The sequence below is a fragment of the Salinicola salarius genome (assembly GCF_003206135.1).
Taxonomy (GTDB): Bacteria; Pseudomonadota; Gammaproteobacteria; order Pseudomonadales; family Halomonadaceae; genus Salinicola; species Salinicola salarius.
The window spans coordinates 404992-425761 of sequence record NZ_PZJT01000003.1; the positions used below are offsets into that span (position 1 = coordinate 404992).

The 20770-nt window shown below is 61.5% G+C and carries 18 protein-coding genes; 1 reads left to right on the top strand and 17 read right to left on the bottom strand.

Features of this window, described 5'->3' with window-relative positions; translation table 11 throughout:
- Positions 1 to 37: 37 nt before the first annotated feature.
- From accA to rpsB, 17 genes are all read right to left on the bottom strand, one after another.
- Positions 38 to 991, bottom strand: a complete 954-nt coding sequence (accA, locus tag DOM32_RS05050) for an acetyl-CoA carboxylase carboxyl transferase subunit alpha (RefSeq protein ID WP_110631762.1) — start codon at positions 989 to 991, stop codon at positions 38 to 40.
- Between the two features lie 134 nt (positions 992 to 1125).
- Positions 1126 to 4635, bottom strand: coding sequence for a DNA polymerase III subunit alpha (gene dnaE / locus DOM32_RS05055; protein WP_110631765.1), 3510 nt, complete (start codon positions 4633 to 4635; stop codon positions 1126 to 1128).
- Between the two features lie 108 nt (positions 4636 to 4743).
- Positions 4744 to 5367: a ribonuclease HII gene (rnhB, locus tag DOM32_RS05060; RefSeq protein WP_110631768.1), complete on the bottom strand. Its 624-nt coding sequence runs from the start codon at positions 5365 to 5367 to the stop codon at positions 4744 to 4746.
- An 11-nt stretch (positions 5368 to 5378) separates the two neighbouring features.
- Positions 5379 to 6545, bottom strand: coding sequence for a lipid-A-disaccharide synthase (gene lpxB / locus DOM32_RS05065; protein ID WP_110631770.1), 1167 nt, complete (start codon positions 6543 to 6545; stop codon positions 5379 to 5381).
- A gap of 9 nt (positions 6546 to 6554) precedes the next feature.
- Positions 6555 to 7322 (bottom strand): acyl-ACP--UDP-N-acetylglucosamine O-acyltransferase, encoded by a 768-nt coding sequence (gene lpxA / locus DOM32_RS05070; RefSeq protein WP_110631773.1) that lies wholly within the window; start codon positions 7320 to 7322, stop codon positions 6555 to 6557.
- Positions 7319 to 7762, bottom strand: a complete 444-nt coding sequence (fabZ, locus tag DOM32_RS05075) for a 3-hydroxyacyl-ACP dehydratase FabZ (RefSeq protein WP_071231920.1) — start codon at positions 7760 to 7762, stop codon at positions 7319 to 7321. Before fabZ ends, lpxA begins: the two co-directional genes overlap by 4 nt.
- Positions 7763 to 7944: 182 nt before the next feature.
- Positions 7945 to 8985 carry a UDP-3-O-(3-hydroxymyristoyl)glucosamine N-acyltransferase gene (lpxD, locus tag DOM32_RS05080; protein WP_110631776.1) on the bottom strand — a complete coding sequence of 347 codons (1041 nt, stop codon included), beginning with the start codon at positions 8983 to 8985 and terminating at the stop codon, positions 7945 to 7947.
- Between the two features lie 22 nt (positions 8986 to 9007).
- Positions 9008 to 9511, bottom strand: a complete 504-nt coding sequence (locus DOM32_RS05085) for an OmpH/Skp family outer membrane protein (RefSeq protein WP_110631779.1) — start codon at positions 9509 to 9511, stop codon at positions 9008 to 9010.
- A 92-nt stretch (positions 9512 to 9603) separates the two neighbouring features.
- The gene (gene bamA / locus DOM32_RS05090; protein ID WP_244179811.1) at positions 9604 to 11940 is read right to left on the bottom strand and encodes an outer membrane protein assembly factor BamA; all 2337 of its coding nucleotides are present in this window, start codon (positions 11938 to 11940) and stop codon (positions 9604 to 9606) included.
- A 174-nt stretch (positions 11941 to 12114) separates the two neighbouring features.
- Positions 12115 to 13470, bottom strand: coding sequence for a sigma E protease regulator RseP (gene rseP / locus DOM32_RS05095; protein ID WP_110631781.1), 1356 nt, complete (start codon positions 13468 to 13470; stop codon positions 12115 to 12117).
- Positions 13470 to 14681, bottom strand: a complete 1212-nt coding sequence (ispC, locus tag DOM32_RS05100; RefSeq protein ID WP_110631784.1) for a 1-deoxy-D-xylulose-5-phosphate reductoisomerase — start codon at positions 14679 to 14681, stop codon at positions 13470 to 13472. Before ispC ends, rseP begins: the two co-directional genes overlap by 1 nt.
- Before the next feature lie 7 nt (positions 14682 to 14688).
- Positions 14689 to 15489, bottom strand: coding sequence for a phosphatidate cytidylyltransferase (locus tag DOM32_RS05105; protein ID WP_110631787.1), 801 nt, complete (start codon positions 15487 to 15489; stop codon positions 14689 to 14691).
- A complete protein-coding gene (uppS, locus tag DOM32_RS05110; RefSeq protein ID WP_071231814.1) occupies positions 15482 to 16243 on the bottom strand; it encodes a polyprenyl diphosphate synthase in 762 nt (253 codons plus the stop codon). Before uppS ends, DOM32_RS05105 begins: the two co-directional genes overlap by 8 nt.
- Positions 16244 to 16306: 63 nt before the next feature.
- On the bottom strand, positions 16307 to 16864 hold the full coding sequence (frr, locus tag DOM32_RS05115) for a ribosome recycling factor (protein WP_110631790.1): 558 nt from the start codon (positions 16862 to 16864) through the stop codon (positions 16307 to 16309).
- Positions 16865 to 16874: 10 nt separating this feature from the next.
- A complete protein-coding gene (gene pyrH / locus DOM32_RS05120) occupies positions 16875 to 17648 on the bottom strand; it encodes a UMP kinase (RefSeq protein ID WP_244179812.1) in 774 nt (257 codons plus the stop codon).
- A 158-nt stretch (positions 17649 to 17806) separates the two neighbouring features.
- On the bottom strand, positions 17807 to 18676 hold the full coding sequence (tsf, locus tag DOM32_RS05125; protein ID WP_110631792.1) for a translation elongation factor Ts: 870 nt from the start codon (positions 18674 to 18676) through the stop codon (positions 17807 to 17809).
- Between the two features lie 173 nt (positions 18677 to 18849).
- The gene (gene rpsB / locus DOM32_RS05130) at positions 18850 to 19590 is read right to left on the bottom strand and encodes a 30S ribosomal protein S2 (RefSeq protein WP_071231810.1); all 741 of its coding nucleotides are present in this window, start codon (positions 19588 to 19590) and stop codon (positions 18850 to 18852) included.
- A 355-nt stretch (positions 19591 to 19945) separates the two neighbouring features.
- Between rpsB and map the strand changes: the two genes are divergently transcribed.
- Positions 19946 to 20737 carry a type I methionyl aminopeptidase gene (gene map / locus DOM32_RS05135; protein ID WP_071231809.1) on the top strand — a complete coding sequence of 264 codons (792 nt, stop codon included), beginning with the start codon at positions 19946 to 19948 and terminating at the stop codon, positions 20735 to 20737.
- Positions 20738 to 20770: the final 33 nt, after the last annotated feature.

The following is a 20770-nucleotide window of genomic DNA, read 5'->3' on the forward strand; positions in this document are numbered from 1 at the left end:
CGCTCAACGCCGTATGAGTGAGCGCAGCCGGTCATCTTCACGAAGGGGCGCCGTAGCTCATCAGACGTTGATACCTTCGCTCCAAAAGACTTTCGGTATCCATCGCCCGCAGCCGATCGAGGCTATCCGTCAACGCTTCCTTGACCTGATTGGCGGTCTTGCGCGGATTGCGATGCGCGCCGCCCAGCGGCTCTTCGATCAGTGAATCGACAAAGCCGAGCTCTTTCAGGCGCGAGGCGGTAATGCCCATGGCCTGAGCGGCTTCGGAGGCCTTCTCGGCGCTCTTCCAGAGAATCGAGGCACACCCTTCCGGCGAAATCACCGAATAGGTGGAGTATTGCAGCATCTGCAGTTCGTCGCAGACGCCGATGGCCAAGGCGCCGCCTGAACCGCCTTCGCCGATGACCGTGGCGACGATAGGCGTCTTCAGGCGCGACATGACGGCAAGGTTGTAGGCGATCGCTTCCGACTGGCCACGCTCCTCGGCATCGATGCCGGGATAGGCGCCAGGGGTGTCGATGAACGTCAGTACCGGCATCTTGAAGCGCTCGGCCATCTCCATCAGACGACACGCCTTGCGATACCCTTCGGGGCGCGGCATGCCGAAGTTGCGGCGTACCTTCTCCTTGACGTCGCGCCCTTTCTGATGGCCGATGACCATTACCGGCTTGTCGTCGAGACGTGCCACGCCACCCACCAGAGCGGCATCGTCGGCGAAATTGCGATCGCCGTGCATCTCGTCGAAATCGGTGAAGATGCTGTCCAGGTAGTCGAGCGTGTAGGGACGCTGCGGATGGCGCGACAGCTGCGTCACCTGCCAGGCGGTCAGGTCACGAAAGATCTGCTCGGTGAGTTTACGGCTTTTCTCTTCGAGCTTACCGATCTCGTCACTCAGGCTGATGCGGCTATCGTTGCCGACCAGTCGCAGCTCTTCGATCTTGGCCTGGAGTTCGGCAATCGGTTGTTCAAAGTCTAGATAATTGGGATTCATAGAGCTTCTACTGTGTGATCCTGGCAAGCTTCGGTGTCTGAATACGAGCGAAACACGGGCGACTGGCGTGCCGCGAAACGGATTATTATCGCACCTCCACGAGTGTTAGCAAGGAGGCGCCCTGCTTCGGCGGGTCAGCCACCTCGATAGCGTAGCGCAACCTTTTCATAACCCTCGACTTCGCGCAGGGCCATCATCAACTCGTCGCTGGGCGAGACTTTCCACGTCTCCGCAAGCTCGAAGCAGCCACTGGCCTTGGCGTTACGATAACGCACGCGGACCGGCAGGCCCGATTCGCTCAGCCATGGCGACAGGCTATCGTGCAGCGAACGCGAGAACTGGCCGTTGAGACGCCCGCCATCCACCGAAAGCTCCACCGCCTCGCCGAAGCGGGCACGAGCATCGGCCATCAGGGTGACGTCCTTGCTGCGCAGACGCAAACCGCCGGAATAGTCGTCACTGGAGACTTCGCCTTCGATGATCAGCACCTGGTCGGCGGTCAGTTTCCCGCGGACCTGATCGAACAGTTCACCGAACAGCGAGGCCTCGATGCGCCCGGTGCGATCATCGAGAGTGACGAACGCCATGGTGTCGCCACGCTTCGACTTCATGGTCCGCATCGCCACGACCAGCCCGGCGACCCGCTGCGGTTCGCGAGAAGGCTTGAGGTCGACGATGCGCGTCGCCACGAAGCGCTTGAGCTCGTGCTCGTATTCGTCGATCGGATGACCGGTCAGGTAGAGCCCGAGCGTGTCCTTCTCGCCGGCCAGGCGCTCCTTGTCGCTCCACTCGCGCGCGTGGCGGTAGTCGGCGTAGATATCCTCATGGTCGTCGGCGTCGGCAAAGGCCTCGCCGAACATGTCCATCATGCCCAGGTTCTGGTTGGTCTGGTTCTGCGACGCGGCCTTGATCGCCGCGTCCAGCGACGCCGCCAGCACTGCGCGGGATGGTCCGAGCGTATCCAGCGCGCCGGAGCGAATCAGTGCTTCGAGGGTGCGCTTGTTCATGCGCTTGCCATCGATACGCCGGCAGAAATCGAACAGGTCCGAGAACTCGCCATCCGCTTCGCGCGCTTCGACGATGGCACCGATCGGCCCTTCGCCGACGCCACGGATCGCGCCCAGCCCGTAGACGACCTGGCCGCCTTCGTCGACGGTGAACTTGTAGGCTCCCACGTTGACGTTGGGCGGCGTTACCGTCAGCCCGATATGACGGCACTCCTCGATCAGCGGCACCACCTTGTCGAGGTTGTCCATCTCGGTCGACAGTACCGCTGCCATGAAAGGCGCCGGATAGTGCGCCTTGAGCCAGGCGGTCTGGTACGACACCAGGCCGTAGGCGGCCGAGTGGGACTTGTTGAAGCCGTAGCCGGCGAATTTTTCCACCAGATCGAACAGGTTGCCGGCCAAGTCCTTGTCGATGCCGTTGGCCGCACACCCTTCCATGAAGCCGGCGCGCTGCTTGGCCATCTCCTCGGGCTTCTTCTTGCCCATGGCGCGCCGCAGCATGTCCGCCTGGCCCAGGGTGTAGCCGGCTAGCACCTGGGCGATCTGCATGACCTGTTCCTGATACAGGATGATGCCGTAGGTCGGCTCCAGTACCGGCTTGAGCAGTTCATGCTGGTAATCCGCGCTGGGATAGGCGAGCTCGGCACGGCCATGCTTGCGGTTGATGAAGTCGTCGACCATGCCGGACTGCAAAGGCCCCGGGCGGAACAGCGCCACCAGCGCGATCATGTCCTCCAGCGAATCCGGCTGCAGGCGCTTGATCAGCTCCTTCATGCCGCGGGATTCGAGCTGGAACACCGCCGTGGTCTCGGCCTTCTTGAGCATGTCGAAGGTCTTGGCGTCGTCCAGCGGAATGGTGCTGATGTCGAGCGGGCCGACCCCGTCGCGGGCGCGCACTACGTCCACCATCTCCAGCGCCCAGTCGATGATCGTCAGCGTGCGCAGACCGAGGAAGTCGAACTTGACCAACCCGGCATCCTCGACATCGTTCTTGTCGAACTGTACCACCAGGCCGGAGCCGTTCTCCTCGCACAAAAGCGGCGAGAAATCGGTCAGCTTGGTTGGCGCGATGACCACGCCCCCGGCGTGCTTGCCGGTGCCGCGCGTGATGCCCTCGAGCTTGAGCGCCATCTCCCAGATTTCGGCAGCCTCTTCGTCGTACTCGAGATACTCCTTGAGCTGCGGCTCCTGCTCGATCGCCTTGGCCAGCGTCATGCCGACCTCGAACGGAATCAGTTTGGAGAGCTTGTCGCCCATCGAATACGGCTTGCCCTGGGCACGTGCCACGTCGCGCACCACCGCCTTGGCGGCCATGGTGCCGAAGGTGACGATCTGCGATACCGCGTTGCGGCCGTAGCGATCGGCCACGTAGTCGATGACCCGATCCCGTTTCTCCATGCAGAAGTCGACGTCGAAGTCGGGCATGGAGACACGCTCCGGGTTCAGGAAGCGTTCGAACAGCAGGTCGTATTCCAGCGGATCGAGATCGGTGATCTTGAGCACATAGGCCACCAGCGAACCGGCGCCCGACCCTCGTCCGGGGCCGACAGGGATGTCGTTGTCCTTGGCCCACTGGATGAAGTCCATCACGATCAGGAAGTAACCGGGGAACCCCATCTTGAGGATGATATCGAGCTCGAAGTCGAGCCGCTGGCGATAGGCGGGCTCGTGCTCGGCCAGCGATCGCTCCGGGTAGATCGGGGTATCGCCGCCGAACAGCTGATTGAGACGATCGGTGAGACCATCGTGGGAGATCTTGCGGAAGAACTCGTCCTGGGTCATCCCTTCCGGGATCGGGTATTCCGGCAGGAAGATCTCGCCCAGGCGCACGCTGGCGCTACAGCGCGCCGCGATCATCACGCTGTTCTCGAGCGCCTCGGGGATGTCGGCGAAGAGCTCGGCCATCTCTTCGGGCGTCTTCAGATACTGCTCTTCGCTGTAGCGCCGCTCGCGCCTGGGGTCTTCCAGCGCCTTGCCTTCACCGATCGAGACCCGCGTTTCGTGGGCCCAGAAATCCTCGCGCTCGAGGAAACGGACGTCGTTGGTCGCCACCACCGGTACGCCGCTTTCACTGGCCAGCCGCACGGAGTGGTGCACGCACTCCTCGTCGTACTGGCGGCCGGTACGCTGCAGCTCCAGATAGAAGCGGCCAGGGAAGTGCTGCTGCCACTCCGCCAGCAGCTGGCGTGCCGTGTCGACGTGCTCGGCGATCAGAAACCGGCCGATCTCCCCTTCCCGGGCGCCGGACAGCGCGATCAGCCCTTCGCTCTGTTCGAAGACCCAGGCCTTGTCGAGGATCGCCATGTTCTGGCGCTGACCTTCGGTCCAGGCGCGCGAGATCAGCTCGGTCAGGTTGCGATAGCCGGTATCGTTCATCGCCAGCAGCGTCAAACGATAGGGATGGCTTTCGTCGTGCGTGTTGTGCAGCCACAGGTCGGCGCCGATGATCGGCTTCAACCCGGCGCCCTGGGCCGCCTTGTAGATCTTGACCAGGCCGAACAGGTTGGTGTCGTCGGTCACGGTGACCGCCGGCATGCCGGCCTCGGCCGTTGCCTTGATCAGCGGCTTGAGCCGGACCAGGCCATCGACGAGGGAGTATTCGCTGTGGACACGAAGATGAACGAAGGGTGTTGTCATGACGAACTCGAGTCAGGCGGCGAATGAATTCCGGCTTGAGCAGAGCATCAGCATGCCCAAAGCCGCGACGGCTCACAATGGTCGATCGATCCGATTCTTGACTTGCCTTCAGATCAGAACCAGTTGCTCGCGCACGGGAGCGAAGGAGCGGCGATGTTCCTCGAGCGGCCCCCATCGAACCAGCGCCTCGAGATGCTCGGGCGTCGAATAGCCCTTGTGGCGGGCGAAACCGTACTGCGGATAACGCGCGTCGAGCGCGACCATTTGTGCGTCGCGGGCCACCTTGGCCAGAATCGATGCCGCGCTGATCGCAGGGTGACGAAGGTCGCCCTTGACCACGGCCTGCCCCGGGCACGCATGTCCCGGCAGCCGGTTGCCATCCACCAGCAGGTATTCGGCCGGTGTCGGCAGCGCATCGATGGCACGACGCATCGCCAGATGCGTGGCGTGGTAGATATTGAGCGAATCGATCTCCTGCGGCGTGGCTTCACCAATGGCGAAGGCCAGCGCACATTCCCGGATCTGCCGATCGAAGGCTTCGCGCCGTGCCGCGCTCAGGCATTTGGAATCGGTCAGCCCGTCGATCGGGCAATCAGGATCCAGGATCACGGCGGCAGCGACCACCGAGCCGATCAGCGGCCCTCGCCCGACCTCGTCGACACCGGCAATCAGATGCCCGTCGTACTCGATGACGATGTCCGGCCAGGCGGAAATCGGAGACTTCGATGACATGACTTCTCTCGTCAGACCTTTCCAGTTTCGGGATCCAGTGCCTCATGCTCGACCAGCGAGGTGACGGCCGTGGCGGCTCGCTCGCTGGCACCGCGCTGGAGTTCGGCGTGGAGTGCCGCGAAGCGCTGTTCGAGCGTCGAGCGCGCCTGTTCATTCTCGAACCACGGCAACAGCGTCTCGACCAGCGCGTCGGCGGTCACGGCATCCTGGATCAGCTCCGGCACCAGCGTTTCCTGCGCGATCAGATTCGGCAACGAGATCCAGCGTGTCTTGACCATCCGCCTGGCCAGCCAGTAGGTCGCCGGTGCCATGCGATAGGCAACCACCATGGGACGATGACACAACATGGTTTCCAATGCTGCCGTACCGGAGGTCAGCAACACGGCATCGGACGCGGTCATCACCTCACGTGAACGCCCTTCGACGACGACGGTATGAGCTGCCAGCTCCGGAAACCGTTCGAGCAGAGCCTCGAGCTCCTGCCGACGCTCCGGCGAGGCCGCGGGGATCGCTACCTGCAGCGCGCCAAGGCGTTCACGTAACGCGGACGCCGTCCGCAGGAAGATCTCTCCCTGAAAGCGAATCTCATTGCCGCGAGAACCCGGCAGTACGGCCAGGGTCGGCACATCGAGCGCCAGCCCGAGCGCCTGCCGCGCCGATGCCCGGTCGTTGACCAGGGGCAGTTCGTCGGCCAGCGGATGACCGACATAAGCGACCGGCACATGGTGATCGGCGTAGAAATCCGCCTCGAATGGCAGAAAGGTCAACATGCCATCGACCGCCTTGGCGATCTTCTTGACCCGCCCTTGGCGCCAGGCCCAGACCGACGGACTGACGTAGTGTGCCGTACGGATGCCCTGGTCGTGCAGCTGACGCTCGAGTCCGATATTGAAGTCCGGGGCGTCGATGCCCACCATGATATCCGGCCGCCACGCCAGGGCATCGCGCTTGAGGTGACGACGCACCTTGATCAGGCCCGGCAGATGCTTCAACACCTCGACCAGGCCCATGACCGACAAGGTTTCCAGTGGATAGAGCGACTCGAGCCCCTGCGCCTGCATCCGCGGACCGCCAATGCCTCTGAAAGCGATCTGCGGATGGCGGCGCTTGAGCGCCTGCATCAGGCCGGCGCCGAGAATATCCCCCGAGAGTTCGCCCGCGACGAGATAGACGCGCATGCGCCCGCCCTAACGGGTGATGCCACGTTGAGAGGCTTTCAGCGAATCGACGAAGCGGCGCGTCTCGTCGAGCGAGAAGCGGCTTTCGATTTCGCCGATGGCCTGCTCGAGCGTCAGACCCTTGCGGTAGACCAGACGATAGCATTCGCCCAGCGCCCGCACCGCTTCCGCCGAGAAACCGCGACGCTTCAAGCCAATGGAGTTCAGGCCATGCGCCGCGGCAGGGTTACCGTTGACCATGACGAACGCGGGAATATCCTTGGTGATGATCGATCCACCGCCCGCCATGGCATGCTCGCCCATGTTGGCAAACTGGTGAATGGCCGAGAGCCCGCCCATGATGGCGAAGTCACCCAGCGTCACATGACCGGCCAGCGTGGCCTGGTTGGCGAGAATGCAATCGTTGCCGATCAGGCAATCATGGCCCACGTGAGAGTACGCCATGAACAGGTTACGGTTGCCGATGGTGGTCACGCCGCGATCCTGGATGGTGCCGCGGTGAATCGTCACGCTCTCGCGAACGACGTTATCGTCGCCCATCTCGAGCCGTGTCGCCTCACCGGCGTACTTCTTGTCCTGGCACTCTTCTCCGACCGACGCGAACTGGAAGATCCGGTTACGCTTGCCGATTCGAGTCGGCCCCTTGATCACCACGTGCGGTCCGATCACGCAGCCGGCGTCGATTTCGACGTCGGGTCCGATCACGCTGAAGGGACCGACTTCGACGTCATCGGCCAGTCGGGCGGAGGGATCGACGATGGCGGAGGGATGAATCAAGCGACTTTCCTCTCGGCACAGATGATTTCGGCTTCGCAGGCCAACTCGCCATCGACCGTGGCTCGGCAGGCAAACTTCCAGATGCCTCGCTTGCCCTTGATGACATTGGCCTCGAGACGCAGTTGGTCTCCCGGCATGACCGGACGCTTGAAGCGTACGTTATCGCTGCCGACGAGATAATAGACGTAGCCGTCGGCTGGCAGCTTGTTGACCGTCTTGAAGCCAAGGATGCCGCAAGCCTGCGCCATCGCTTCGATGATCAACACTCCGGGCATGATCGGATGATGAGGGAAATGGCCGTTGAAGAAAGGTTCGTTGATGCTGACGTTCTTGTACGCCACGATCGATTCGCCCAGCGTGATCTCCATCACGCGATCTACCAGTAAAAACGGATAACGATGCGGTAGATATTCGCGAATCTGGTTGATGTCCATGATCATCAATACAACCTCTGAAATAACGAAATGCCTGCCCCTACTCTTTGACCAAGGGCAGGCACAGGGCGGTAAGACAGCATTCACCCGTGTGGGCGGGCATTATACAGGCGCACCGGGCGACTGCCAGCTTCGGGGATGTGATCGAAATGGCCCGGAAAGACTTCCCCGGATCCATCAGAGAACCCTCAGGCGTCGCGGATATCACGCTCGAGACGGGTCAATCGCTTGGCGATCTGGTCGAGCTGCTTGAAACGTACCGCGTTCTTGCGCCACTGACTATTCGACATCGAACCGGTGCCGGAAGAGTAGACACCAGGCTCCAGGATCGAGTTCGTGACCAGGCTCATGCCGGTCACCTGGACGCCATCGGCCAGCGTCAGATGGCCGGAAAGCCCGACCCCGCCGCCCAGCAGACAGTGACGGCCGACCTTGGTGGAACCGGCGATACCGACACACCCTGCCAGCGCACTGTGATCGCCGATCTGCACGTTGTGGGCGATCTGGACCTGAGAGTCGATCTTGACCCCATTGCCGATCCGCGTGTCGCCCAGCGCCCCACGATCGATACTCGAGCAGCTGCCGACTTCGACATCGTCGCCCAGAATGACGCCACCCAGCTGGGCGATCTTTTCCCACTGCTTGCCGTCGTGGGCGAATCCGAACCCGTCAGCGCCGATGACACAGCCGCTGTGCAGAATGGCGCGCTCACCGATGACCACACCGTGATAAAGCGTCACGTTGGCATGCAGCCGGGAGCCACGACCGATCGTGGTATCGGCGCCAATGAAGCACCCTGCGCCGATGACGCAGTCATCAGCAAGGACGACGCCGGCTTCGATGACACAATGAGCGCCAATTTCGACGCCTTCGCCGAGGGTCGCCTCGGGCGATATCACCACCGTCGCATGCACGCCTCGAGAGGCCTGGTTGACCAGCGGATCGAACAGCCGCGACAGCTTGGCGTAGCCCAGATAGGGGTTGTCCAGTTCCAGTCGCGGACAGGGACAACTGTCGCCATGAGCCGGATTGACCAGTACGGCACCGGCACGGGTCGTGGACAGATACTTCAGATAAGCCCGATTGGCGAGAAATGCCAGATCCGCCGGACCGGCATCGGTCAGCGTCGACAGCCCGCTGACACGCAGGTTCGCGTCACCGACCACGCGAGCGTCGATCCGCTCGGCGAGTTCGCCAAGCGTGTAAGAGGTAGAAGCATCTCTCTTCATGAACGGGCGCCGGTTTGAACCATTAGTTGAGCGAATTGAAGATCTTCGTGACTTCGGAGGTAATATCGAGGCTGTCACCCGAATAGACCACGGCATCACGATCCACGACCATATCCAGATCGTGCTCGTCGACGACCTTCTGAATCGCCTGATCGAGCTTGGGCTTGGCGCTCTTCAGGTACTGCTGCTCGGCCTGCTGCTGCGCCTGGGAAATCTGGCCCCGCAGCTGCTGGAACTGGCCGCCCTTCTGGCGCAGCTGCTGGGTGACCGAGTTCCGCTCGGACTCGGACATCACGTCCCCATCCTTCTGCAGACGCTGCTGCAGCTGTTGCAGCTCCTGGCTCAACGACTGGGCCTGCTGCTGCTGAGCACTGATCCGGTTTTTCAGCTGATTCATCGATGCCTGGGCGGAATCGGAAGACATCAGTGCCTCACGCCAATCGAGCACGCCCACTTCCGTCGCCATCGCCGGTACGGAAACCATCGTCAGCAAACCGAGCCCGAGAACTCCTGCTATCTTGCGCATACGGCATCTCCTTGAAACTAGACAGACCAGCTGTCTGAAAATCGGTCTGGACTCACGACGCCGCCAGGACGCCGTGAATCCAGGACGTGATATTAGAACGTCTGACCCAGCGAGAACTGGAACACCTGCGGGTCGTCGCCGTCCTTCTCGTTCAGCGGCTTGGCCACGCTGAACGTCAGCGGCCCGACCGGCGTCAGCCAGGAAAGCCCCAGGCCCACGCTGTAGCGCAGGTCATCGAGATTGACGCCGCTCTCACAGCTCGATGTATAGCCATCCGGGACGGCGTAGCAGTCGGTCAGATAAGTATTACCGCCATCGAGGAAAATGCTGGTCTGCAGCGAGCGGCGATCCTCGATCCACGGGAACGGATAGATCAACTCGGCAGACCCTTCGACCAGAACGTTGCCGCCCAGCGTATCGTCGTCGCCATCGCCACGCTCCGTCGTCTTCGGCCCCAGCGTGTTGCCGGTATAGCCGCGCACCGAACCCAGGCCGCCCGAGTAGAAGTTCTCGTAGAACGGATAGGGATCGTTGGAGCCGAGCGTATCGGCATAGCCCAGGTTACTGCTGAATTTGAGCGACCAGTCGGGATTGAGTTCGAACAGCTTCTGACCACGGTAGCGCAGCTTGTAATACTCCGCATCCGACCCGGGCAGAGCGGTTTCCAGCGAGACCCGCTGGTAGCTGCCGGCCGTCGGCATGATCCCGCGGTTCAGGTTGTTGCGGGTCCAGCTGGCCGTCAGCTTGTAGTTGAAGAAGTCCTCGCCCTGATCGTCGGTGTACTGGACGATCTCTGCCGGCGTGTCGTCGTAGGTATCGATCGACAGATTCTCGAGCCCGACACCGAAGTTCAGACGTGACAGATCGTTGATCGGATACCCGAAGTTGATGTTGCCGCCGTAGGAGTCGGTCGAGTAGGTCGAGATGTCGGAATCTTCGTAATCGGTCTCGCGATAGAAAACGTTATAGCCGCGCGAGATACCGTCGAGCGTCCAGTACGGGTCGGTGAAGCCGAAGTTGATGTTGGTGAACGTGTCGCTTCGCTGCGCACCGATGTTGACCCGGTTACCCGTCCCCAGGAAGTTGCTCTGGGACAGCGCCGCGCCGTAGATGACCCCGGCCGTCTGAGAGAAGCCGACGCTTGCGGAAATGGAACCGGAGGGCTGCTCCTGAACATTGTAGGTCACGTCCAGCTGATCCGGCTCGCCGGCCACCGGCCGGGTGTCCACGTCCACCTGCTTGAAGAACCCGAGCCGCTCGAGACGCTGACGCGACTGCGAAATCTGATCGGTCGAGGCTGGCGCCCCTTCCATCTGGACCATTTCACGACGCAGCACTTCGTCCTGGGTCGTGGTGTTGCCTTCGAAGTTGATACGGCGAACGTACGCACGGCGGCCTGGATCGACACGGAAGGTGATGTCCACGGTGTCGCCCGCTTCGTCCACGGTCGGCACCGCCTGGATGTCGGCGAAGGCAAAGCCCTCGGCACCGAGTTTCTGACGTAGCGCTTCCGAGGATTCGGTCAGCTTGCTCTGGGAGAAATATTCACCCGACTTGGCCGTCACCAGCGAGCGCGCCGTCGACTCGTCGATCTTCAGATCACCATCGAAGCTGATCTCGTCGAGCTTGTAGCGCTTGCCTTCATCGACATTGATGGTGACGAAGATCCGCGACTTGTCAGGGCTGATCGACACCTGGGTCGAGGTGATCGCGAAGTTGACGTAACCGCGATCGAGATACCAGGAACGCAGCGTCTCCAGGTCGCCAGACAGCGCTTCACGGGAATATTCGTCATCGGAGAACCAGCCGAAGAACCAGCCCGGCTTGTCCTCGAGCTGGAACAGATCGCTCAGGGTATCGTCGTCATAGGCTTCGTTGCCGACGACGTTGATCTGGCGAATCTTCGCCACTTCCCCCTCGTTGATATCGATGTTGACGCGAACCCGGTTACGCTCGAGCTGTTCGACCGAAGTCTTGATGTTCGAGCTGTAACGCCCCTGAGACTGATAGAGCCGTTCGAGTTCTCGCTGCATCTCCTCCAGCGTTGAACGCTGCAGCACCTGACCTTCGGCCAAGCCGGCGTCGGTCAGCCCCTTGCGCAGGTCATCGTCGGAAATCTGCGAGTTGCCTTCGATATTGATCTCGGCAATGGATGGCCGCTCGACCACGTTGACGATCAGCACGTCGTTATCGCGGGACAATCGAATGTCATCGAACAACCCGGTGTCGAACAGCTGCTGGGCAGCCTCGCCCAGCTGTTGCTCATCGACCGTCTGGTCGGCGCTAACGGGGAAAGCGTTGAAAACGGATGCGGCCGAGACGCGCTGCAGCCCCTCTACACGAATATCCGAAATCTCAAAAGGTGCCGCCAGCGCAACGGGAGAGCTGGCCAGCAGTAGTCCTGCCAATCCGATGGTCTTGAGTTTCATGCAATCAATCGCTTCTGTGGGGTCCGCCCGCGTATCGAACAGGCACCTTATACATTTCTCCCTATGACTGACAAGCTCACGGCTTGCCACTCATGGGGTCTTCCCGTGCGCCGACGTTCTCGGCGCTGACCGCTAACGGCATCCCGTCGCTAGCGTCGCATCAAATCCCTGTCATCACAGTCGCATCAGATCGAAGTAGAGCGCCATCATCATCAGGCACCCGACCAGCGCGACGCCGACGCGCAGACCCAGCGCCTGAGCGGTTTCCGACACCGGCTTGCCGCGAACCAGCTCGATCAGGTAATAGGCCAGATGCCCCCCATCGAGTACCGGGATCGGCAACAGGTTCAGTACCCCCAGGCTGATCGACAGATAAGCCAGGAAGCCGATGAATGTCTCGACCCCGCTGCGTGCCGAATCTCCGGCAATGCGAGCAATGGTGATCGGCCCCGACAGGTTCGAAGGCGATATCCAGCCGACGATCATCTTGCGGATCGAGTCCGCTGTCAGCCAGGTCATCTCGCCCGTCTTGGTCACTGCCTGCCCGATCGCCTCGATCGGACCATAGCGAATCTCGCGGCGATAGGACTCAGGCCACTCGACTGCCTGTGATGCGGCGCCGACGTAACCGATATCCCCACCATCTTCGGCCTGCCTCGACTCGGGTCTCAGCGTGATGCTGCGTGTCACGCCGTCTCGCTCGACATCCAGTGACAGGTCGGCACCGGGATGGCTTCGAACGACGTCGACGAACGCCACCCAATCGGCAACCGGTTCGCCGTCGACGCTGACGATCCGATCGCCCGCTTCCAGTCCGGCACGGCTCGCCGGGCTATCCTCGAGCACGCGCCCCAGCGTTGCCGGAACTTCAGGGCGCCACGGGGTAATGCCGAGTGACGACATCGGCTGCGGCGGATCCTGACGCACCAGCCACTGCTGCACCGGCACGGCATGCGTTCGCGTCGCGCCACCCGAGGGATCACGAGTCGTGAACTGCAGCTCGCCATCGGCGCCGATGGTCGCGATCAGCTGCAGATTGACCTCGTTCCACGATGGTGTCTCGTGGCCCTCGACACTGACGATCTCCTGCCCGCTGCGCAAGCCGCCCTGGAACGCGGGCGAATCCGGCGCCACGTCGCCGATCACCGGCGCTACCGTGGTCGACCCATAAACGAAAAGTGCCCAGTAGGCCACCAGTGCCAACAGGAAATTGGCAATCGGCCCCGCTGCCACGATCGCGATCCGGGCCCAGACGCTCTTGCGATTGAAAGCGCGATCGAGTTCTTCCGGCGCTACCGGCCCCTCGCGTTCGTCGAGCATCTTGACATAACCACCCAACGGAATGGCAGCGATGGCATATTCCGTGCCCTGCCGATCGAAGCGCGACCACAGCGGCTTGCCGAAACCGACCGAGAAACGGAGCACCTTGACGCCACAACGACGGGCCACCCAGAAATGCCCGAACTCGTGAAACGTGATCAGCAGACCGAGTACGACGATGACCGCCAGTACGTTCTGGATCGTATCCATCACGCCCGCCCCTCCTGGAAAGACCGTTGACGCAGCAAACGCTCGGCCAACTGCCGTGCTCGTGCATCCTCGCACAATACCACGTCGAGCGAATCCGCCGCGCGCACCTCGGTCGCCTCCAGGGTCGCCTGCACCAGACGGGCGATACCCAGGAAAGAGAGCTTTCCATCGAGGAACGCCTGCACCGCCACTTCATTGGCAGCATTGAGACTCGCCGGTGCCGTTCCGCCTGCCGTCATGGCTTCCCGCGCCAGTCGCAGGCAGGGGAAGCGCGCTTCGTCCGGGGCTTCGAAATCGAGCCGGGATACCGCGAACAGATCGAGCGGCTCGACCCCGGCTTCGACCCGCGCCGGCCAGGCCAGACCATAGGCGATCGGTGTCCGCATGTCCGGATTTCCCATCTGCGCCAGCACCGTGCCGTCGACATAACCGACCATCGAATGAACGATGCTTTGTGGATGAACCACCACCTCGACCTGATCGGGTCCCGCATCGAACAGCCAGCAGGCCTCGATCAATTCGAGCCCCTTGTTCATCAAGGTCGCGCTGTCCACCGATATCTTGCGGCCCATCGACCAATTGGGATGAGCACAGGCCTGATCCGGCGTCACCGCCTCCAGAGCCTCCCGCGACCACTCCCGGAACGGCCCGCCCGAGGCGGTCAACAGTAACCGCGACACGCCGTGGCGAGACAACCCGCCACGATGCTGCATAGGAAGACACTGATAGATGGCATTATGTTCCGAGTCGATGGGCAAAAGAGTCGCGCCATGACGCGACACGGCATCCATGAACAGCCCGCCGGACATCACCAGCGCTTCCTTGTTGGCCAGCAGCACGCGCTTGCCGGCTTCCACGGCTGCCAGCGTCGGCAGCAATCCCGCCGCCCCGATGATCGCCGCCATCACCGTATCGGCCTCGGCGGCACGCGCCACGTCCAATAGCGCGGCCTCTCCATGGTCGACATCGACATCACCACGCCCGGCTTCGTGCAACTTCGCTCGCAGCCATTCGGCATCGCTCTCCGTGCCGATCACCGCTCGGGCCGGGGCAAAACGCAAACAGATATCGAGCAGCGACTCGCGCGAACGATGCGCGGTCGCCGCATAGAGTTCGTAAGCGTCGGGGTGTTGAGAGATCACGTCCAGCGTGCTGCGACCGATGGAACCGGTTGCACCCAGCAGGGTGATCTTGCGAGAAGATGAGGGCATCAGCGTGCTATCCCAGCCAGGGGAGGATCAAAGCGAAGAGCGGAACGGCAGCGGTCAGACTATCGATACGGTCGAGAATGCCACCGTGACCCGGTAGCAGACGACTGGAATCCTTCAGGCCACGAAAGCGCTTGAGCATGCTTTCGAGTAGATCCCCGATGACGGAAATGAACGCGACGACCAGCGCCACGGCCAGCAAGGCCAGCGTCTGACGACTGTCGAGCGAGAGCCACGCAGAGTAGATGAAGACCAGGATTGCCACGGCTACCCAGCCACCATAGACGCCTTCCCAGGACTTGCCCGGGCTGACGTGCGGCGCCAGCTTGCGGCGGCCGAAGCGACGACCGGCGAAATACGCGCCGATGTCTGCCACCCAGACCAGCAGCAGCACGAACAGCAGCCACTCGCTACCGTCCTGCCGCAACTGGTAGAGCCCGACCCAACAAGGCAACAGCACCCAGGCTCCCATGCCAAGGCGCAGCGCCGGCGGCTGCCATTGTTCAGTCTTCTGGGGATAGCGCGAAACCCACCAGGCGTTGATCGACCAGCCCATGGCGCCGATCCATAGTGGCCAGCGATCCAGCATCCAATCCGCCCACCAGGCAATCAACAGCAACAGCCCGAGGCCGGCGGTGTAGAGCAGCCGCGACTTGACGTCATCGAACCCGGCGAGACGCGCCCACTCCCACGCCCCAAGTAGCAGCACCAGGGCGGTAAACGTCGCAAAGCCGCCCCCCGACAACCCGAACAGGCCACCGAGTGCCAGAGGCGCCAATACCAGCGCCGTCAGTATGCGCTGCTTAAGCACCCTGGGCCTCGATCTGCTGCTGGCTCATGCCGAAACGACGCTGACGTTGCTGAAACGTCTCGAGCGCTGCATCGAAAGCCGCACCATCGAAATCGGGCCACAGCTCCGGCGCAAACACGAACTCCGCGTAGGCAAGCTGCCATAACAGGAAATTAGAGATTCGTTGCTCCCCACTGGTGCGAATGCACAGATCGATCGGTGGTTCCTGACTCAGGCATATCTCGCGATCCAGCGCCGTCTCGTCGATGGCATCGGGACTCATCACGCCCTCGGCAACCTTGCGCGCCAGGCGCTGTGCGGCGGAAGCGATGTCCCAGCGACCACCGTAATTGGCCGCCACCACGAGATGCATCCCCGTATTGTCGCGGGTCAGTGCTTCGGCACGACTCATCGACTTCTGCAAAGACGACGAGAAACGCTGACGATCGCCAATGATGCTGAGACGAATGTCGTTCTCGTGGAGCTTTTTCACCTCGCGCTTGAGCACCAGCATGAAAAGCTCCATCAGCGCGCTGACCTCGGCCGAGGGCCGGCGCCAGTTTTCACTCGAAAAGGCGAAGAGCGTAAGCGTCTCGATTCGCTGCTCTGCCGCACGTCGAATGACCGCACGCAGCGATTCGACGCCAGCACGATGTCCTTGCGCGCTGGAAAGCCCTCTGGCGCGCGCCCAGCGATTGTTGCCGTCCATGATGATCGCCACGTGGCGAGGCATCGGCGACATCGCTTGAACGTCACGCGACTGCATGTCTGTCATGATAGCTCGCAAGACAGGTGGACAGTGGCGCCCGACCCCTGTCGAGCCCGGGCGCCCCGATCCTCATACCTGCATCAGGTCGTGTTCCTTGGTTTCCAGGAGCCGATCGATTTCAGCGACGTGCTTGTCGGTCAGCTTCTGGATTTCCTCTTCGCCGCGGCGCTCCTCGTCTTCGTTGATCTCCTTGTCCTTGAGCAACGTCTTGAGGTCGCCATTGGCGTCACGGCGTATGCTGCGGATCGCAACGCGCGCATTCTCGGCCTCGGCACGCGCCTGCTTGATATAGTTGCGGCGCGTTTCCTCGGTCAACGGCGGCATCGGAACCCGGATCACGTTGCCCGCCGTGGCAGGATTCAGCCCCAGGTCGGCCATCATGATCGCCTTCTCGACCTTCGGCACCATCGGCCGCTCCCGGGGCGTTACCGCCAGAGTGCGAGCGTCTTCGATCGTGATGTTGGCAACCTGGTTGATCGGCATGTTGCTGCCGTAATACTCCACCATCACCGCATCCAGAATGCTCGGGTGCGCCCGACCGGTACGGATCTTGTGGAAGTTGTTCTGGAGCGCTTCCAGGCTCTTCTTCATGCGCGCGCTAGCGTCTTTCTTGATATCGTCGATCATGTCCTAAACCTCAATCAATCAGCGTGCCTTCTCGCCCACCGACTACCAGATTCAACAGCGCCCCAGGCTTGGTCATGTCGAAGACGCGAACCGGCATGTCATGGTCCCGTACCAGGCAGATGGCGGTCAAATCCATGACGCCAAGCTTCTGGTCCAGCACGTCATCGTAGCCCAAACGCTCGTACTTGACGGCTTCCGGATGCTTGACCGGATCCTTGTCATAGACACCATCGACCTTGGTTGCCTTGACCACCACATTGGCGTCGATCTCGATGCCTCGCAGACAGGCAGCAGAGTCGGTCGTAAAGAAGGGGTTACCCGTACCGGCGGAGAAGATGACCACGTCACCGGACGTGAGATAGCGAATCGCGGTACGCCGATCATAGTGCTCGACGACACCGCTCATGGGGATTGCCGACATCACCCGCGAACGAATGTTGGAGCGCTCCAGCGCATCGCGCATCGCCAGTGCGTTCATCACCGTGGCCAGCATGCCCATATGATCGCCGGTGACCCGTTCCATGCCCGCCGCATGCAACGCCGCACCCCGAAACAGGTTGCCGCCGCCGATCACGATTCCGACCTGAACACCGATGCCCACCAGTTGACCAATTTCCAGCGCCATGCGATCGAGCACCTTGGGATCGATGCCAAAGTCCTGCTCACCGGTCAGCGCTTCACCTGACAACTTCAGCAATATGCGCTTGTACTTTGACTTATCGCCACGTTCAGACTTATCGCCACGCTCGTTGGGCTTGTTGGGTCGATCGATGACTTCAGGCATGACGCTCTCTCCTGGTTTGACGAGTCGGGTTCGGCAGGTCATGACAGATGCACTTCTCATCTGCCGGATACGCGATGGCGTGCGCTTTCGCGCACGCCATCAATGGGGCCAGATCAGACGATGATACCTGACCCTCGGCCCCAGGCATTACAGGAAACTCAGCTGCGACGAGCCTGTTCCATCACTTCCTTGGCGAAGTCGACTTCTTCTTTCTCGATGCCTTCACCGACTTCGAAGCGCGTGAACCCGACGACTTGGCCACCGGCAGCCTTGGCATATGCCGCGACGGTCTGATTCGGATCCTTGACGAACGGCTGCTCGGTCAGGCTGTTTTCTGCCAGGTACTTCTTGAGACGGCCCTGGACCATCTTCTCGGCGATTTCCGCCGGCTTGCCTGCCATATCCGGCTGCGCCAGGATGATCGCCTTCTCGCTGTCCAGCTGCGCCTGCGGCATGTCTTCCGGACGCGCGACGACCGGGTTGATCGCGGCCACGTGCATGGAAATGTCCTTGGCCACTTCCGGGTTGCCACCGTTGAGAACGGTCAGCACGCCGATACGATCACCATGGACGTAGGCACCGACGACGCCGCCTTCCGGTGCTTCAACGACGACCGCACGACGCACGGAGATGTTCTCGCCGATCTTCTGCACCAGCTGGTTGCGGGCGTCTTCCAGTTCACCTTCCATGATCGTGGCGATGTCTTCGGACTTGGTCTCGAAAACCTTGGCCAGAACCTTAGCGGCGAAACCCTTGAAGTTGTCGTCGCGAGAGACGAAGTCGGTTTCCGAATTGACTTCCAGCATCGCGGCGCAGCTGCCGTCTTCGGCGACCTGAGTCAGGATCGCGCCTTCGGCGGCGATACGGCCTGCCTTCTTGGCGGCCTTCAAGCCGGAGTTCTTGCGCAGATCTTCGATCGCACGCTCGATATCACCGTCGGCTTCGGTCAGTGCTTTCTTGCACTCCATCATGCCGAGACCGGTACGCTCACGCAGTTCCTTGACCAGAGAAGCGCTGATAGCTGCCATGTTCTACCCCTGAGAATCGTGTTTCGTCTGACGAGCGGCGCCAAAGCGCACCGCTCCGGGTGTAAGTGTAAAAAGGGGGCTATAAGCCCCCTTTTATCTGCGCCGAGATCGGCAAACGACTGCCACTCTGCGGGAGCATGCTCAGCGCAGACTCGATGCCGCTTCCTTCTTGCTTACTGGGCGGCGTCGCTTGTCTCACTTGTCTCGCTCACCTCGACGAACTCGTCGGGGCGACCTTCCTTCGCTTTGCCGCAGGCATCGGCGATCGCCTGCACATAGATCTGGATGGCACGGATGGAGTCGTCGTTACCCGGAATGACGTAATCGACGCCGTCCGGATTGGAGTTGGTATCGACCACACCGATCACCGGAATGCCCAGCTTGTTGGCTTCGTTGATCGCGATGCGCTCATGATCGACATCGATCACGAACAGCGCATCGGGCAGGCCGCCCATGTCCTTGATGCCGCCGATGGAGCGCTCGAGCTTGTCCTGCTCGCGAGTCGCCATCAGGACTTCTTTCTTGGTCAGCTTCTCGAACGTACCGTCTTCGCGCATGGTTTCGAGTTCGCGCAGACGCTTGATCGACTGACGAATGGTCTTGTAGTTGGTCAACATGCCGCCGAGCCAGCGATGGTTGACGAACGGCTGACCCACACGATTGGCTTCTTCCTTGATGATCTTGCTGGCGGAACGCTTGGTGCCGACGAACAGGATCTTGTTGTTGGAAGAGGCCATCTTCTCGACGACACTCGTCGCTTCCAGCAGTGCCGGCAGCGTGTGCTCGAGGTTGATGATGTGGATCTTGTTACGGGCACCGAAGATGTACTGACCCATTTTCGGGTTCCAGTAACGGGTCTGGTGACCGAAGTGTGCGCCTGCCTTGAGCAGGTCACGCATATTGACTTGTGCCATGATGACTCCTGAAGAATCGGGTTAGGCCTCCACACACCCCATGGATCCGACCGTTCGGCCAAGCCGTCGCGGCACCCGGGACCATGTGTCGGTGCGTGTGTGTTTTTGATGACGTGGCAATCATGGGAAAGCCCCGTCGCTACGGGCTCGACTATCGTGATGGCAACGACATGATGCATATCGCATGCCACTTTGCCTGCCCCGAAGACAGGGCAATTGCAGTCGAGCGCGCGGATTTATACCATAGAACGCACGCAAGATGAAGTCGCCGGTCGTCCAACCCTCTACGCCAGGGAAAGCCACCCATCGACGCCCGCAACGACTCGTCACCCTATCGCCCCTATCGAGAGAGCGCATGAACATTCCACGCAAGACCCCCGAAGAAATCGAGAAAATGCGCGAAGCCGGACGCCAGGCCGCCGCCGTACTGGAAATGATCACGCCCCATGTGCGGGCAGGCGTCAGCACTGGCGAACTCGACAAGCTCTGCGATGACTTCGTGGTCCAGGAACTCGGATCGATCTCCGCCTCGCTCAATTACCACGGCTTTCCCAAGTCTATCTGCACCTCGATCAACCACGTGGTCTGTCACGGCATTCCGGACTTCGACAAGAAGCTCAAGAATGGCGACATCATGAACATCGACGTGACCGTGAAGACACCGGACGGCTACCACGGCGACAGCAGCATGATGTTCGTGATCGGCGACACGATCCAAGGCGAGCGCCTGTGTCGCATCACCCAGGAGAGCCTATATAAAGGTATCGCCGAGGTCCGACCAGGCGTCAAGCTATCGACCATCGCCCGCGTCATCCAGGCACACGCCGAGAAAGCCGGCTACTCGGTGGTGCGCGACTTCTGCGGCCACGGCATCGGCGCCGGTTTCCACGAAGAACCGCAGGTGCTGCACTACGACGGCTATGCTCCGGAGGCCGATGTCGAACTCGCCGAAGGCATGTGCCTGACCATCGAGCCGATGCTCAACGCCGGCGGCTATCGCACCAAGGTCTTGAAGGATGGCTGGACAGCCGTGACCAAGGACAAGAGCCTGTCTGCACAGTGGGAGCATACCCTGCTGGTGACCGCCACTGGCGTGGAAGTCCTGACGGCCCGCTCCGACGAAGACTTCAGCTTCCTGGCGTCCTGATCGACCAGCCAACGCCTCGCCATCGGAGACGCA

Bases quoted from the DNA above. Each gene is read 5' to 3' on its own strand.
- lpxD (WP_110631776.1), bottom strand. From the start codon at position 8,985: ATGAAGAGAGATGCTTCTACCTCTTACACGCTTGGCGAACTCGCCGAG.
- fabZ (WP_071231920.1), bottom strand. From the start codon at position 7,762: ATGATCATGGACATCAACCAGATTCGCGAATATCTACCGCATCGTTAT.
- map (WP_071231809.1), top strand. From the start codon at position 19,946: ATGAACATTCCACGCAAGACCCCCGAAGAAATCGAGAAAATGCGCGAA.
- frr (WP_110631790.1), bottom strand. From the start codon at position 16,864: ATGATCGACGATATCAAGAAAGACGCTAGCGCGCGCATGAAGAAGAGC.
- pyrH (WP_244179812.1), bottom strand. From the start codon at position 17,648: ATGCCTGAAGTCATCGATCGACCCAACAAGCCCAACGAGCGTGGCGAT.
- uppS (WP_071231814.1), bottom strand. From the start codon at position 16,243: ATGACAGACATGCAGTCGCGTGACGTTCAAGCGATGTCGCCGATGCCT.
- DOM32_RS05085 (WP_110631779.1), bottom strand. From the start codon at position 9,511: ATGCGCAAGATAGCAGGAGTTCTCGGGCTCGGTTTGCTGACGATGGTT.
- dnaE (WP_110631765.1), bottom strand. From the start codon at position 4,635: ATGACAACACCCTTCGTTCATCTTCGTGTCCACAGCGAATACTCCCTC.
- rnhB (WP_110631768.1), bottom strand. From the start codon at position 5,367: ATGTCATCGAAGTCTCCGATTTCCGCCTGGCCGGACATCGTCATCGAG.
- ispC (WP_110631784.1), bottom strand. From the start codon at position 14,681: ATGCCCTCATCTTCTCGCAAGATCACCCTGCTGGGTGCAACCGGTTCC.
- bamA (WP_244179811.1), bottom strand. From the start codon at position 11,940: ATGAAACTCAAGACCATCGGATTGGCAGGACTACTGCTGGCCAGCTCT.
- rseP (WP_110631781.1), bottom strand. From the start codon at position 13,470: ATGGATACGATCCAGAACGTACTGGCGGTCATCGTCGTACTCGGTCTG.
- tsf (WP_110631792.1), bottom strand. From the start codon at position 18,676: ATGGCAGCTATCAGCGCTTCTCTGGTCAAGGAACTGCGTGAGCGTACC.
- lpxB (WP_110631770.1), bottom strand. From the start codon at position 6,545: ATGCGCGTCTATCTCGTCGCGGGCGAACTCTCGGGGGATATTCTCGGC.
- accA (WP_110631762.1), bottom strand. From the start codon at position 991: ATGAATCCCAATTATCTAGACTTTGAACAACCGATTGCCGAACTCCAG.
- rpsB (WP_071231810.1), bottom strand. From the start codon at position 19,590: ATGGCACAAGTCAATATGCGTGACCTGCTCAAGGCAGGCGCACACTTC.